9 protein-coding genes and 1 pseudogene are annotated in these 13,983 nt (G+C 59.7%); 3 read left to right on the plus strand and 7 right to left on the minus strand.

Annotated elements, in window-relative coordinates; all coding sequences use genetic code 11:
- Positions 1 to 3: 3 nt before the first annotated feature.
- The gene (locus BLU17_RS03625; RefSeq protein ID WP_091995064.1) at positions 4 to 1,254 is read right to left on the minus strand and encodes a metallophosphoesterase family protein; all 1,251 of its coding nucleotides are present in this window, start codon (positions 1,252 to 1,254) and stop codon (positions 4 to 6) included.
- Positions 1,255 to 1,663: 409 nt separating this feature from the next.
- On the opposite strand from BLU17_RS03625, the gene BLU17_RS03630 reads away from it, so the two are divergent.
- Positions 1,664 to 2,584: a LysR family transcriptional regulator gene (locus BLU17_RS03630; RefSeq protein ID WP_176928906.1), complete on the plus strand. Its 921-nt coding sequence runs from the start codon at positions 1,664 to 1,666 to the stop codon at positions 2,582 to 2,584.
- Positions 2,585 to 2,723: 139 nt separating this feature from the next.
- Positions 2,724 to 3,271 (plus strand): annotated as a pseudogene (locus BLU17_RS03635) (TetR/AcrR family transcriptional regulator); the annotation flags it as partial.
- Positions 3,272 to 4,715: 1,444 nt separating this feature from the next.
- On the opposite strand, the gene BLU17_RS03640 reads toward BLU17_RS03635, so the two are convergent.
- Together BLU17_RS03640 and BLU17_RS03645 are read right to left on the minus strand one after the other, a co-directional pair.
- Entirely contained in the window at positions 4,716 to 5,711 is a 996-nt protein-coding gene (locus BLU17_RS03640; RefSeq protein ID WP_091995067.1) for a ParB/RepB/Spo0J family partition protein, read from the minus strand.
- Positions 5,708 to 6,916: an AAA family ATPase gene (locus BLU17_RS03645; protein ID WP_091994551.1), complete on the minus strand. Its 1,209-nt coding sequence runs from the start codon at positions 6,914 to 6,916 to the stop codon at positions 5,708 to 5,710. The genes BLU17_RS03640 and BLU17_RS03645 overlap by 4 nt, the downstream gene beginning before the upstream one ends.
- A gap of 1,336 nt (positions 6,917 to 8,252) precedes the next feature.
- Here BLU17_RS03645 and BLU17_RS03650 point away from each other — a divergent pair.
- On the plus strand, positions 8,253 to 9,635 hold the full coding sequence (locus BLU17_RS03650; RefSeq protein WP_091994554.1) for a replication initiation protein: 1,383 nt from the start codon (positions 8,253 to 8,255) through the stop codon (positions 9,633 to 9,635).
- Positions 9,636 to 9,877: 242 nt separating this feature from the next.
- On the opposite strand, the gene argG is transcribed toward BLU17_RS03650, so the two are convergent.
- From argG to BLU17_RS32185, 4 genes are all read right to left on the minus strand, one after another.
- On the minus strand, positions 9,878 to 11,212 hold the full coding sequence (gene argG / locus BLU17_RS03655) for an argininosuccinate synthase (RefSeq protein WP_091994557.1): 1,335 nt from the start codon (positions 11,210 to 11,212) through the stop codon (positions 9,878 to 9,880).
- A 201-nt stretch (positions 11,213 to 11,413) separates the two neighbouring features.
- On the minus strand, positions 11,414 to 12,097 hold the full coding sequence (locus BLU17_RS03660) for a GntR family transcriptional regulator (RefSeq protein ID WP_091994560.1): 684 nt from the start codon (positions 12,095 to 12,097) through the stop codon (positions 11,414 to 11,416).
- A 355-nt stretch (positions 12,098 to 12,452) separates the two neighbouring features.
- The gene (locus BLU17_RS03665; RefSeq protein WP_091994563.1) at positions 12,453 to 13,466 is read right to left on the minus strand and encodes a glycosyltransferase family 2 protein; all 1,014 of its coding nucleotides are present in this window, start codon (positions 13,464 to 13,466) and stop codon (positions 12,453 to 12,455) included.
- Between the two features lie 276 nt (positions 13,467 to 13,742).
- Positions 13,743 to 13,922, minus strand: a complete 180-nt coding sequence (locus BLU17_RS32185; RefSeq protein WP_143189172.1) for a hypothetical protein — start codon at positions 13,920 to 13,922, stop codon at positions 13,743 to 13,745.
- Between the last annotated feature and the right edge of the window lie 61 nt (positions 13,923 to 13,983).

Below are 13,983 nucleotides of genomic sequence, written 5' to 3' on the forward strand. Positions count from 1 at the left end.
GAATCATTCTCCCGTGGAAAGGCGCGCAAGCAGCGCGGGACCGACCTGCTCCACCAGCGTCGCGAGTTTGCCTTCGCGGGCAAGTTCGAGCAGCGGCGCGTCTTCTTTCACTTCGCTGCGTACCTTGCCGACGAAGGCGCGCAAATCGCGTTCGAGCAGCGTGAGGAATTCGGGGTCCTGCGTCGCTGCTTCGAGAATCTGCCTGAGATCGGCAAGCGCTTCGAGCTGTTCGTTTTGCGCGGCGGCCGTATCGGCGGCGGCGGTCTCGAGCTTGACCTTTTCCAGCCAGAGCCTGTCGTTGCCGATGATGCCGATCTGGTTGAGCACCTCCGCGCGCAATTGCGTGGCGCGCCCGAAAAAGAGTCCATGCGCCGGCGACTTGCCGGTCACCGTCACGCGCACTGCGCGCGGCACATGCGGATCGACGGAAAGCAGCGCTTCGAGCGACGCCCCGATCTTGCGCGATAGATCCGCAACGCTCAGGCAGTCGCTCGCATCGACGCGCACCGACTCCCAGCGCAGCACATCGAAGTAGAGACGCTCGACCTCGGTGCGTGCGCCTTCCACCGTCACGAGCACTGCGCCACGGCGGCCGGTTTCCCGTATGTGCCGCCCCTGAAGATTGCCCGGAAACACGATAGTCGACTGTTCCGACCACTGCTGGAATTCGTGCACGTGGCCGAGCGCCCAGTAGTCGTAGCCTTTCGCGTACAACTCGGCGCGCGTACACGGCGCGTAGCTCGCGTGCGCGGCATAGCCTTCGAGCGCGGTGTGCAGCACGCCGACGTTGTAGTAACCGGAAACCGGCGGCGGGTAACCGACGGCGAGATTCTCGACTACGGCCTTGTCCTTGAAGCTCTGTCCGTGCAACGCCACCTTGAGGTGGTCCAGCCTGTGCGTTTCGGGCTTGCGATGGCTGAATACCACCACGTTATCCGGCAACGTGAGCTTCTTCGTCATTTCGCTTTCCGCGTCGTGGTTGCCCCACAGCGCAAAGACCCGAATTCCTGCCTTGCGCAAACGCCCCATCTGCTGACCGAAGAAAATGCCGGTGTTGTGATCCTTCCAGTCGCCATCGTAAAGGTCGCCGGCAATGACGACGAACGCCACGTCTTCTTCGATCGCGCGATCGACGAGCAGACGCAACGCGTCGCGCGTGGCATTGCGCAACTGCACGGCAGGCGCGTCGGGATAGGCGCTCAGGCCATGTAACGGGCTGTCGAGGTGAATGTCTGCCGCGTGGATGAACTTCACGACGTGTCCTTTCTTGTATGGCCAGGCGCTCGGGAGATAGGGCGATAGGGCGATTACCGCATCGCGCAACGCGCCTGCCGGTTGGGGGCCCAATAGTGCGGAACAACAATGCGGCTCAATTTTAATCGACGCACATCGATTCGATGAGATGGGCACGGAAGGCGCAATGCCTTCGCTGCCGGGCACGACGCGAGGCACGGAGCGCCAGCCTGCTTTGACACGGTCGCCTGGCACGCTGTGGAATTAATTTATCGGCTATTGCTATTGATATCCGCCGCAGGATTCTCGGGCGCGGCAACGCGCCCTCAACTCGCAATACGCCCCCTTTCGCGCATCACGCAAGAGACGGCACATTGCCCCCGGAAGCGACAAGCATTGGATGGACAAACCGGGCAGCATGAGAATGTTCGTGAGCGTTGCGCAAGCGGGGGGATTTGCCACGACCGCCACGCGTGCATCGCTGAGCACCGCCGCTGGATCGCGCGCGATCATGGAGCCCGAAGCCAATTTGCAGACGCGGCTGTTCAATCGCACCACGCGCCAGATTTCGTTGACCGACGCAGGCCGGCGCTATCTCGCCCATTGCGAGCCCATTCTCAACCAGGTCGAACTGGCCGACGCCGGGACAATGGGCGCGAGCGCGCAGCCCGCAGGGAGGCTGCGCATTCACGCCACAGCTAGCTTTGGCCAGCATTACCTCACGCCGCTGCTCGCGCAATACACGGCGCAATTCGACGACGTCTGCGTCGACCTCGTACTCTCGCAGCGTACGCCCGACCTGCTCGAAGAAAAGCTCGACGTGGCGATCGTCTGCGTGCAGAACCTGAAGGATTCGTCGCTCGTTTCGCAGCGCGTCGGATTCACGCGCTCTGTGCTGTGCGCGTCGCCAGGCTATCTGATGCGGCACGGCACCCCGCGCGCACTCGCGGATCTCGAGCACCACACCTGCCTCCAGTTCAATCTGCAAGACATGTCCGCGGCACAATGGCTGTTCGATGACACCGCTTCGGAATCGTTTCGGACAACGAAGGCTGCGCCGCTTACGGTCAACATGGCGGAGGCGCTTGCGCAGGCCGCCCGGACGGGCATGGTTATCGGCTTGCTGCCGGTATCGACCGCGTTGCAAGGCATTCCGAAGACAGCCTGGTTCACGTCCTCCCCGACGGGCACACGGTACCGCACAATATTTGCGCGCTCTACGCCTCGCTTCAGTATCTGGACGCGAAAATCAAAGCGCTCTTCGCATTCCTGCGTGAGGCGGTGCCGCAGAAAATCGCCGAACACGAGTCGGCGCTCGACGCGACGCGTGCGCGGCGCGATTGTGCAATGACTTGTGTCGAGTGAGAGCGCGAGTTGCACTCCACCAGCCCTTCTCCGCCTTCCGATCTGTTGACGCGCACAAAAAGCGCTGCCGCTCCGCACACGGCGCCTGCGACGAAGCGCGCGGACGGCCAGCACAAGGCGCCTCGGTGGGTCCCGAAAAGCTGTTGCGCAACGCGCGCAAAATGTTCGCGAAGCGCGGCTATGACGCCACGAGCGTGCGCGAGATCGCTCGATAGTCCGGCGTCGATGCGGCGCTGCTCGCGCATCATTTCGGCTCCAAGGAGACGCTATGGGAAGCGGTGGTTGAGCAGATCACGGAACGCATTGCGCCAATGATCGAGGCGACGGCGGCATCACGTAGGTCACCCCTCGGGGCGCGTGATCGCGTGGAACACGCGCTCGAAATCGACATCGACAGCGTATTCGACGAGCCGGGCGTCGGTCTTTTCTTCGCGACGGCGGCAACGGAGGAAGGCGCACGCTCGAATCTGCTCGTCGAGCGGATGGTCCGGCCGTATCACAAACGTGCAGGTTCCGCTTCTCGCCAATACCGACCGGCGCAACGCACTTGAGGTGGTCGACGCGAACGTGCTGTTCTTCATGCCGCTTAACAGGATCAGCGAGATTCGTTGCGTACAAACATCTCACGCAGGTGTTCCCTGCGCTGCTGGAGCATAAGGCCGGGTACACACGTGCGTGCAGTACTGGCGAAGGCGCTGAACACGTTGGGGTGATGCGAGCGACGCTCCGATTTCATGGCTCGCGCTGGAGTTCGCGTCCGGAAAACAAAAACTACAAAATACGTATCGAAATATACGGATGATATTGGTTGAGGTGCTTTAGCTCGTTGAGGATAGTTCGAGGAGCACTTCGGGGTCGGAGACGGGATAGGTCCGTGAAACAACTACTAGAATTGAGTTTGCTTTCGGCTTCAAGGCACTGTTGGATAAGGCTTTCGTGAGTTTCTCCAAGGTGAGAGAAATGTTTCACGGACAGTCGAGAGTATTCTTAGAGCCGATTTGGGTATGCACGGTAATTTTTTCGATTGCGCAGCCCTTTTACCGGTATGGGAATCGAGCGTTAGGACGAGCACCAACATTCTGTTAGTTGCATTCATACCGATTGCCGCAGATTGATTAAAACACTAAAGCCATGCGCGACGGTCATCGGCAAGCAGGCGGCTAAGCCAGGCCGGTCCGTATAAGAACTGCCGCTGCCTCCTACTCTTCGCAGCCCAAGGGGCAACTCTGATTCCGGACGGTTCATCAATCGTCTTCCAGAAGACTACGTCTTTCGCATATGACATAGCATCAGGCAGCCACGGCCAGCACGCGCTGCACTTGCAATGACGTTCGGACGATGCGGGAGGCAACACGCCAATGACGCTGGCGGAGATACGAGGGGTTTGTACGGAGGCGAGTGTGGGCCGCATATCCAATCGGACTTCGGCACTGCGGAACAGCACGCGAGGTTTAACGGTAAATCGCATGAACGCAGACACTGCCGCATATGACTGGCAGCGCGGAAGACTGCATGACGCGCAGCCATATTTATGCTCCCGGTGGCGTGGGAAATCAAACTCCGCGCTGGTGGCCCTGGATCAGACGAGGCTCGATCGCCGGACCCCGGCTCGGGATCGAGCGCACCCATTGCTGCGGCGGTAGTCCCGGGAATCCGAAGGTCAACAACTTTTCTCGGGTAACCCAAAATGGGCGAGCGAACCAGCAAGTTCGTCGAGAAGCGATACGTTCAACGTGAGTTAGTGATAGCGGAGAGTTCGACGTTGGTGTGTCGACTCGACACACCAACTAGCGATATGAAACAGGACTCAGAGTTCTCCAAGCCGCCCCACTCCAATCTTCGTACCCGTTGCTAGTAGAACCCGCTTACCAAAATCAAGCGCGCTCGGCAAAGGACTACGTAGTCTTCGAACCAGCGGTCGTGGCTAAACGGACTTCGCCTGTGCCGCGACTAGCGGTAGCTGGCTATCGTGTGTCGAATCGACACACAGACAACTTCGCGCAATCGCATCCGCAGCACCCGGTGTGTCGACTCGACACACCGCAAAGGCACGACACATAGAAAGAAAAAGCCCGCCGAAGCGGGCTCTCCTCCCAGTCCAACACCTCACGACAGCCTCAACCGGGCTTCACGTTGAACAGTTGACTTATCAGTTCCCGAATCTGCGTCTCCTGGGCATCCGATAGCACGCCTGTCTTGAGCTTGACGGTGAAACTGTGGGTATCTTTCGTGATACTCCCGGCGTGACTCTTGCCCGAAAAGATTTTCTCAATACTGCGCTCCGAAACGCTCTCGGTCGATTCGCCCCGGCTCGCTTGCGCTCCGATTGCCGCTGCCAGTTTCCCCTGATCCAGCGTTCGGTCCACAACAGCCGGCCACAATTCGCGCGCCGCCGAAAGACCCGTCGAACCGTACTTTTTGATCGCGGAGACCACTTCGTCGGCCGCAGAGCCGCCGAGCAACCGCGGATTCAGATCGAGGTCTCTCCGGATGAAATCGGGAAGATTTTCGAAGGCCAGAAAGCGGTACAGACCTTTGCGCGACATACCGAGCGCCTCCGCCATGCGCTTGCGCGTAGGAAACTCGCGCTCGGCACGACGCAGCGACTGTCCAATCTCGTAATCGGTCAGGTCTTCGCGGCCGACGTTTTCCACCAACGCCAGGACCGCCATGTCTTGATCAGAGCATTCAATGACGGACGCGCGAATTTCCTTGGCCTGAATCAGAGCGTGCGCGCGTAGACGTCGTTCACCCGCGATCAGCTGATAGCCGTTCTCCGCCCGCCGAACGACGATCGGTTCGACAAGTCCGACCTCCCGGATCGATTCAGCCAGAGAGGCAAGACCCTCGTCACTGAAAATCTTGCGCGGTTGCCACGGGTTGGGCTGAATCGCGCTTACTGGCAACATGAGTTTGTCGCTCGTATTCTCCAGTTCTTGAATGCGCTGTTGCGCAACCGCCAACGCACCCAGCATTCCCGGTCCGGTCTTGAACGCACTGCTGCGGCGCGGTTCGGCCGGAGCGACGGCAGCAGGCCGCTCGGGTGCCGGCCGCTCGGACGAGGAGCCTAGCTCGGCAGTCTTCGCCGCCATTTTGTCGCGGAATGAACTCACTTGCCGGCCCTCCATTGCTCCACGTAGAGATCGTCGATCCATCGCACATAGTCGGTCAGCGGCTGCCGTACGCGCGCGACCGTCTTGTCGGCGAGATCGCCTTTGCTGATATCGAATACGGTCGCCATCGCCAGCGCGCCGTTACTCATTGCGGAACTCGCCGGCACTTCGAGAGCATTCACCCAGTCCTTGTAGGTCCGCTGAACCCAGGAGCGAACAACAGGCGCTGACGACGTCTTCCCGTAGTCCACCTTCGACAGCAAAACGGATACGAAGTCGTAGGTCTTTTCGTCACCGCGTTCCATGATCGTGTGCGCGAGATCCGAGAAGAGGCTCCAAAACGAAACCGAACTGATGAAATCCAGGCTCTCGGGCACAAGCGGCATGACCATCGCGTCGGCGGCCATGAGGGCGTTGATGGTGAGATAAGAAAGCGAAGGGGCCGTGTCGAGGATGATGTAATCGTATTGCTTACGCAACGTCTCTACACCCTGGCGCAGCAGATCCCAGAACTTGAATCCCGGGTTTTTTATTACAGTGCCCGGAATATGGAACTCCGCAGAGAACAGCGTGGGGTGCGCCGGAATGACATCGAGCCCGTCCCAGTACGTTTCCTGCACAAAATTCAGCAGACCGCCTTCCATATGAGGGTCATAGATGAACGGCAAGACCGTGCTGTCCTCGGTCACTTCCTTTTCGGCATACAGCCCGCAGAGCTCCGTCAATGACGCCTGCGGATCGAGGTCGATAAGCAGGACCTTGCGACCACGCAAAGTCAGGCCCTGTGCGAGACACATCGTCGTGGTCGTTTTCGTCGAACCACCCTTGAAATTCGCGACAAGAATGACCTTGCCGTCCGCGTCGCGCACGCCCGTGTGGAGGGGCGTCTGATAGATATCGGAAACCTGCTGGACCCACGTTCTCGCTTCCGGCAGCGTGAAAACACGGCTTCGCCCGGATCCCTGTGCCACGCCTTGCGGCAAACCTTCGCGGGTGGCGAGCAGGTTGTTCAATTTGATGCGGTCAATGCCGCAAAGCTCTGCGACCTGCGCAGACGTAAATGTGGGCGCCATCTTTCGCGGCCGCGGCGCCAGCATCATTTCCCGAAGCTCTTCGGACAAACGGCCAGCCTCTTCGGCAAATTGAGTGATCGCGGAAAGATCCACACGTCGATCGATCGACGGCAATTCGATAGTTTTCGCCATTAATACGCTTTTTATCAGAATTTGGATAAAGCGTAGAGTACAGCAAAAGTGTATGAAAACCCACTCGTTGAGGACGTTCTGCGAAAAATTGCTCGCCAAAATGGCCTATATCAGCTTCGTGGATCACTTCCTATGCCGAAATGCCAGTAAAAGCAGCAAGACCGCTGGAGCCGTTGGAGGCACATCCTGTCGGGATACTCATTTTTTTTGCACTTGCTCGTGGCCGCGCAATCCGTCGCACGCTTATACATCGAGTATTTTGTGCAGACCGCATTATCCGGCCGTTAGTACCGACTGCGCGACGTGCGCCAGACTCGCAAGGTCACGGTTTTTGTGCAATCCCGGCGTGAGATATTCCTGCGAAAGCACTCGCAGTGGGTGGAGTAACGATTTTTGTGCTTCTAACCTTTCCGCCTTATCTACGAGCTCGCGCTACCAGCACAAAAACCGTTACCGTGCGCAGGTATAGAAAGCGGTATCGCCCATTCACCACGCGCATTGCACAAAAACCGTTACCTTGAGCGCCACCGACACGCCAGACCCCGCCTTTTCTCCTCCGGCACTGGAGGTGCGCTCCTCTCTATAGCATCCGAACGGCCCAGCGGCACAAATTTCGTTACCTCGTTCTGCACGGCAAAAGTCAGCGTGGCAAGCAGTGCTGCACAATAACCGTTACCTTGAAGCGTCCCACGACGTTGATGCACAAAAAACGTTGCTATTGCGGTAGCGCCGATATCTGCACATAAACCGTTGCCTCGCGCTTCGCCCACTCTGGAGAGCACTGAAAGCGACATCATGGCGCCTACCTTCAATGCAGCGGGCGCAATCGAGGCGATTTCGGGCGCCCTGCACATAAACCACTTCCTTAGACCGCTGGTTCTGCACAGAAATCGTTACCTGTGACGAGCTTTATCCCGCGGCCCGTTCGTTCCGCTCGGGTAGTTCATAGCGCTGAGCCTTTAAATCCGGGGCACTGCGATTCTTTCACTGTCTTGCGAGACACATCACAGTGAAACTCTGGTTCAGCGTATGTTCGTCGAGCGGTTTGTTTGTTTACTTTAAACATAAAAACCTACCGACCAACTAACAAGGCCGCCCATATCCTTTTGATTCAACGACTTGCCGGAAAAAAGCACCGTTATATGTGCTCGATGCACCGTTTTATGTGCTTCGAGGTGCCGGATTATGTGTTGCCGGTGTAGAGATATTTGTGCGACCCGGCACGTTTTATGTGCGCAAGCCAAACCAGGGCGTTGTTTGAGGTAACGTTTATTGTGTTGACTTGTGTTTGCGGAGTGATAGAGTGCCCGCCAATGTCGACGGGGAGAACGGGTGTATGTCGGAGGAGAGCGGGCGGAGGACGACCACACAGCAGATGTCGCTGGGCCTCTTTGAGGAGATGTCCGGTCAGCCGATCAATGAAAGCACGCGCGAGATCGGCTTTCAGCGCAACAACGTCTTCGTCGCCATCAATGGGCTTGGGCTCTCTTCACGCCGTTTTATCGATGCCGCGTATTTCATCGCTGCCCAGGAGCCGGCGCCGCGCGATATTTACGACGTCGACCTGAATTACTTCAAATGGCTCATGCGCTATGAAAGCCGCAACGTGCGCCATTTGCAGAGCGTCATCAAGGAAGCGCAGCGCGTGCTGATCGAAGTGACCGACACGCCGCCCGATCGTGCTCCCAACGAAGACGACCAGTGGATTTCCGAGCAACTGATGGGCAGCGTCAAGATCGGCAAGGGGCGCATTCAGTTCCGTATCCCGCCGCTGATGCTGCGGCACATCACGGGCCCTGACAAGCATCACTGGCTGAATCTGTGTATCACGGCGTCGTTTTCGCAGACCTATGCCCGAGCAATCTACGACTACGTGCAACCCTACGTGGCGGCAGGCCTCACCGACTGGATCGAGCTCGACGTCATGCGGCGCTGGCCCGGCAAGCTAGGTACGAGCGCGTCGGAGTTCAAGCATTTCCGGCCCAAGTACCTTGACCCCGCGGTACGCCAGATCAACGAGCTTTCGGACCTCGATCTCAGCTACGAAACCCGGGCCGACTCGGAAACCTCGCGCAAGATCAACAAGATCCGCTTTCGGATGAAGCGCAAGGATACGGTCGCGGCGCTGTTGACCCGGCAACCCGACGCGCACGACCTGTTGCTTACGCTCAAGCAGGAGTTCGGCCTCAGCAACAAACAGTTCGACGTAATTGCCGAGCACCGCATGAGCTGGACCGACGAGCGCATCCGGCAGGCTATCGAGTACACGCGTTTCCGGCTCAACCAGGGCAAGGTGACCAAGAGCCCCGCGGGCTATCTGATGAAGGCGCTAAGCCACAACTGGCAGGTCTCGGAGGCCGAGCGCAAAATGGTGGCGATCCAGAGCGAGCTGGCCGTGGCGGCGACCGCGCAGGAAACCGCGAAGACGGCGACCACCACGGCGGTGAAGCAGAGCATCGCGGCGCGCGATGAAGAGGCGAGGTCGAAGCGCAACGAGGAGGTCGCACGGGGCCGGGAGCACTTCGAATCGGCCGACGAGAAGACCCGCAAGGAACTGGTGCGGCTCTATATTGCCTCACAGGCTGGCAAACTCATGCTGCGGCGCCTGAAGCTCGAAGCGGGCGCGCTGTCCGACGCGAACATCCTCAACCACTCCGACTTGTCGTGGTATTTCGGACAATTCGTCTACGGGAAAATGAAGCAACTTGCCGCCCAGTGAGCGTCTGCCAATACGCCTGACGGTTGAAGTCATGGCAAGCGTGTTGGGGCTTCGGGCCGCACGTTGCCCGGTACGATCCCGCGAGTGGAAAAATCCATGAGATCAACGGCTTGGGGGCCTCGTCCGGGGCGTTCTCCACAAGCTTGCCCACTGAATCTGTGGGTAACTCGACTACCCCAACCCGCGAAGCAATAAAAAAGGAAGGCCAAAGCCTTCCCTTTTTCCCAAAAACCGACGACGCGTTACTTCTTCTCGTCGTTCAGTTGCGGCAGCGTATAAGCGGCGCCCGGCGCGAGCAGACCGACCTTCGAGTAGACGCGCAGTTTCTCGCGCGTGTCGGTGATGTCGAGGTTGCGCATCGTGAGCTGGCCGATACGGTCTCGCGGCGAGAACGTCGAGGCGACTTTCTCCATCGACAGACGCTCCGGCTGATATGTGAGATTGTCCGACTTCGTGCTGAGAATCGAGTAGTCGTTGCCGCGGCGCAGTTCGATCTTCACCTCACCGGTGACGGCGCGCGCAACCCAGTGCTGGGCCGTTTCGCGCAGCATGATCGCCTGCGGATCGAACCAGCGGCCCTGGTACAGCAGACGGCCGAGGCGGCGCCCGTTCTCGCGGTACTGCTCGATCGTGTCTTCGTTGTGGATGCCCGTCACGAGGCGCTCGTATGCGATATAGAGCAGCGCGAGGCCCGGGGCTTCATAGATGCCGCGGCTCTTCGCCTCGATAATGCGGTTTTCGATCTGGTCGCTCATGCCAAGACCATGACGGCCACCGATGCGGTTCGCTTCCAGCAGCAGTTCGACGGCATTCGGGAAGGCCTGGCCGTTCAGCGCGACCGGCTGGCCTTCCTCGAAGCGGATCGTCACTTCTTCCTTGTCGATCTTGACGTCGTCGCGCCAGAACGCCACGCCCATGATGGGGTTCACGATCTTGATGCCGCTCTCGAGGCTTTCGAGGTCTTTCGCTTCGTGCGTCGCACCGAGCAGGTTCGAGTCGGTCGAATAGGCCTTCTCCGCCGACATCTTGTATTCGAAGCCCGACTGGCGCATGAATTCCGACATTTCCGAGCGGCCGCCCAGCTCGTCGATGAACTGCTGGTCAAGCCACGGCTTGTAGATCTTCAGGTCCGGGTTGACGAGCAGGCCGTAGCGGTAGAAGCGCTCGATGTCGTTGCCCTTGTAGGTCGACCCGTCGCCCCAGATGTTGACGCCGTCTTCCTTCATTGCGGCCACGAGCATCGTGCCGGTCACGGCGCGGCCAATCGGAGTCGTATTGAAGTACGTGACCCCAGCCGTCGAGATGTGGAACGCGCCGCATTGCAGGGCGGCAATGCCTTCGGCCACGAGTTGCGCGCGGCAGTCGATCAGGCGGGCGCCCGCGGCGCCGTATTCGGTCGCGCGGCGCGGGATCGAATCGTAGTCGTCTTCGTCGGGCTGGCCAAGGTTCGCGGTGTAGGCGTAGGGTACGGCGCCCTTCAGCTTCATCCAGTGCAGCGCGGCGCTGGTGTCGAGGCCGCCGGAGAACGCAATGCCGACTTTTTGGCCGGTCGGAAGGCTTTCAAGAATTGTGCTCATGAGAAAGAACCCGGTAGAACGGAGAATGCGGAGGGAATTCGGTCGAATCGTCAAGTATCTGGCATCGCCGGCCTTTCGGCAAGCCTGGCCGGGGAGGGCTTTACGCCTTCTCCGGCGCGACATCCGCGTAAATAAAAGGGTACGGCCTCGATGCTCCGGCCTGGAGCGAGCACGGCTGCGCTGCGCGGCGGCATCGCGCGTTCAGTGCAGGTTTTCCCAAGCCGCTTCGATTGCGCGTAGCGCGCCGATCACAATCGAACGGTTCAGCGCCGCAGCAAGCACGCCGTTGCGCTCGGCATAGGCCTCGCACAGCCGCTCATGATCGGCGCGGGAGCGCTGCAAACGGCCAGGCAACGACGTGCTCAGGTGGCGCAGCCGGTTGGTACGCATGCGCATGGAGTCCAGCACTTCCTTGAAGATGCCGTTGCGGCTCACGCGCAACTCCAGGTCGCGAAACGCGACGTTGGCCCGGAAGTAGCCGTCCACATCGCCTTCGGACGCGATATCGGCGAGTTTGCGACAGGCGCGCCAGAGCGATTCGATGTCCTCGTCCGTGGCGTGCTCGACGATTGCCAGCGAGACCTGCGCGTAGAGCAACGCACGCAGTTCGTAGATTTCGCGCACTTCCTTGAGCTGCATGGCGGCCACACGCGGGCGACGGCGCGGCGACCAGTCGACGAGCCTCTCGCGCGAGAGCGCAAAGAGCGCCTCGCGCACCGGCGTGCGGCTCACACCGAAGCGCTTCGCGAGATCGACCGAATTGAGGTCGTCGCCGGGATGCAGCCGGCCTTCGATAATCCCGCGCGCCACCCACTCGACGATTTCGGCTACCGGCGTCTGCTCGTCCGCTTCCGAGGCGGCCAGCACGCCGACGTCTTCATCCATGCGTTTTCCCCCCGAGGCGCCGCGACCGTGCGCGGCGCCGGAGATTGTAACAAACCCCCCGCCGGGTTTGTCTTTGAAGCCGCAGGCCGATGCTTAAGGTGTGTACATTCGTGTGCTATATACCGGAAAAGATGCGAATAAAAGCGGTATATAAGCTATAAATGTCGACAATGACGCAAATGCAGCCGACCGCCCATCAGGCAAGGAGAACGCCATGTACAGCGGAACGGAGACTGTGATGCGACCGATTTTCGGCTTCGGCGTATTTCTGCGGATTTCGCCGGCCATGCTCGTGATCGCGGTGGCGGTTTGCGCGCGGGGCCAAAAACCAGCGGCATACGGCTCGAAGCGTCTGCTACGGCATGCGCGTTCTCGAAGTATCGACCGGTTGCTCGTCGGGCATGCCCAGTAAGGCAACGGACTCGCCGCGGGAGAGGCGTGCGGCTTTCCAGATCATCAGCAGGTGATAGTAGAACCGCGCGCTGAAGCCGAACCGATAGGCGTAGAGATTGCCGAGCGCGAGCTGCAAACCGGCGCGTGCCTCGTGATTGCGCGCGAGCAGCGACACTACGATCGGCACGAGCCGGCGCAGCGCGAGCTTGCGCGCCGGTTCGAGCTCGGCCGGCAGCGAGAGGCCTTTGAGAAAATGCCAGGCGGAAATCGACGACGCATTGACCGAGCACCGCGTTGCCTGGGATACCGAAACATCGGTAATACGATAACAGGAGACGTGCTCGTTCACGTAGCATACGCGCCGCGCGGCAAGGCAGAGCCGCGTCCCGAACACGTAATCGCAGCAGGTGCCGTAGTGGTCGTCGTAGCCGATCTGCTTGACGAGTGCCGCATTCGCGAGCCAGCCGTTGTTGGGAAACATCTGCACGATGCCGGCCCGGCCCGGCGGCGTTTGCAGCCCGGCTGCGCTGGCCGTCCGGCGATACGCGGCGTTCATGCGCCGGCTCGCGGCGTGATTGATGCGCCCGTGATGGTCGGTTTCGTATTGATCGCCGAACGCCACGTCGAGATCCGGATAACGCTCCCACTGCGCAAGCAATCGCTCAATGCAGTGCACGAGCAGGTAATCGTCGTCGTGGATCAGGAGGATCTTGTCGCCGCTCGCGCGCGCAAAAAGGCTCGCGACGTTGCGTGCCTGGCCGAGCGCGGGCAGGTTGCGCCGGTAGTCGATGCGCGGATCGTCGCGATAACGCGAGGCGATCAGGCGCTCCGTGCGATCGTCGGAGGAGTCGTCGCCAATCACGATCTCGATGTTCGCATGCGTTTGCATGAGGCACGATTCGATGCACCGGACAAGCAGATCTGGCCGGTTGCACGTTGGCAGACAAATGGAGACTTTCGTCGTTTTTATCGTCATGGGCGGACCCCGGTGCTTGAGGGAGGCGAACAGGTTCGCAATGCGAACTTCATTCGTTGCCGATGACGGTAAATGAAAAAAACGCGAAAGAAATTGAAAATAATTCGCAAGGAACGGCGCTTGCGCACGACGGCCTCCCAACTCCCGGCGCCACGGGCGTTCGCGAGTGCGTTCACCTTTCATCTGATGATTCGGAAAGAAAATTCAAGGATGCCAAAATATTCGCGATCACCCAGGACGGGCTTGCTGAGTGCCGGAATATCTTCGCCAATCACGTTAATCTCGCGCGTTCCAGCGCAGCAAAGACGCGATGCCGGCGACGCGTGCGGCGCGGTCGATCAGCGAATACTTGAGCCGCATGTCCGGCGCGACGATTTCGTCGGCGACGCAGATATATCGACCAGTTCGATTCCCTGCGGTATTCGTTTCTTGTCGTGACATTCTCCCGGTATTCACGGGGTATTTGCGCAATCGCGCGCGTCGAATTACACAGCAAGATCCGGATCGGAACGCAAGG

This window comes from Paraburkholderia lycopersici (assembly GCF_900096975.1).
Lineage (GTDB): Bacteria > Pseudomonadota > Gammaproteobacteria > Burkholderiales > Burkholderiaceae > Paraburkholderia > Paraburkholderia lycopersici.

Bases quoted from the DNA above. Each gene is read 5' to 3' on its own strand.
- BLU17_RS03665 (WP_091994563.1), bottom strand. From the start codon at position 13,466: ATGACGATAAAAACGACGAAAGTCTCCATTTGTCTGCCAACGTGCAAC.
- BLU17_RS03650 (WP_091994554.1), top strand. From the start codon at position 8,253: ATGTCGGAGGAGAGCGGGCGGAGGACGACCACACAGCAGATGTCGCTG.
- BLU17_RS03660 (WP_091994560.1), bottom strand. From the start codon at position 12,097: ATGGATGAAGACGTCGGCGTGCTGGCCGCCTCGGAAGCGGACGAGCAG.
- BLU17_RS03645 (WP_091994551.1), bottom strand. From the start codon at position 6,916: ATGGCGAAAACTATCGAATTGCCGTCGATCGATCGACGTGTGGATCTT.
- argG (WP_091994557.1), bottom strand. From the start codon at position 11,212: ATGAGCACAATTCTTGAAAGCCTTCCGACCGGCCAAAAAGTCGGCATT.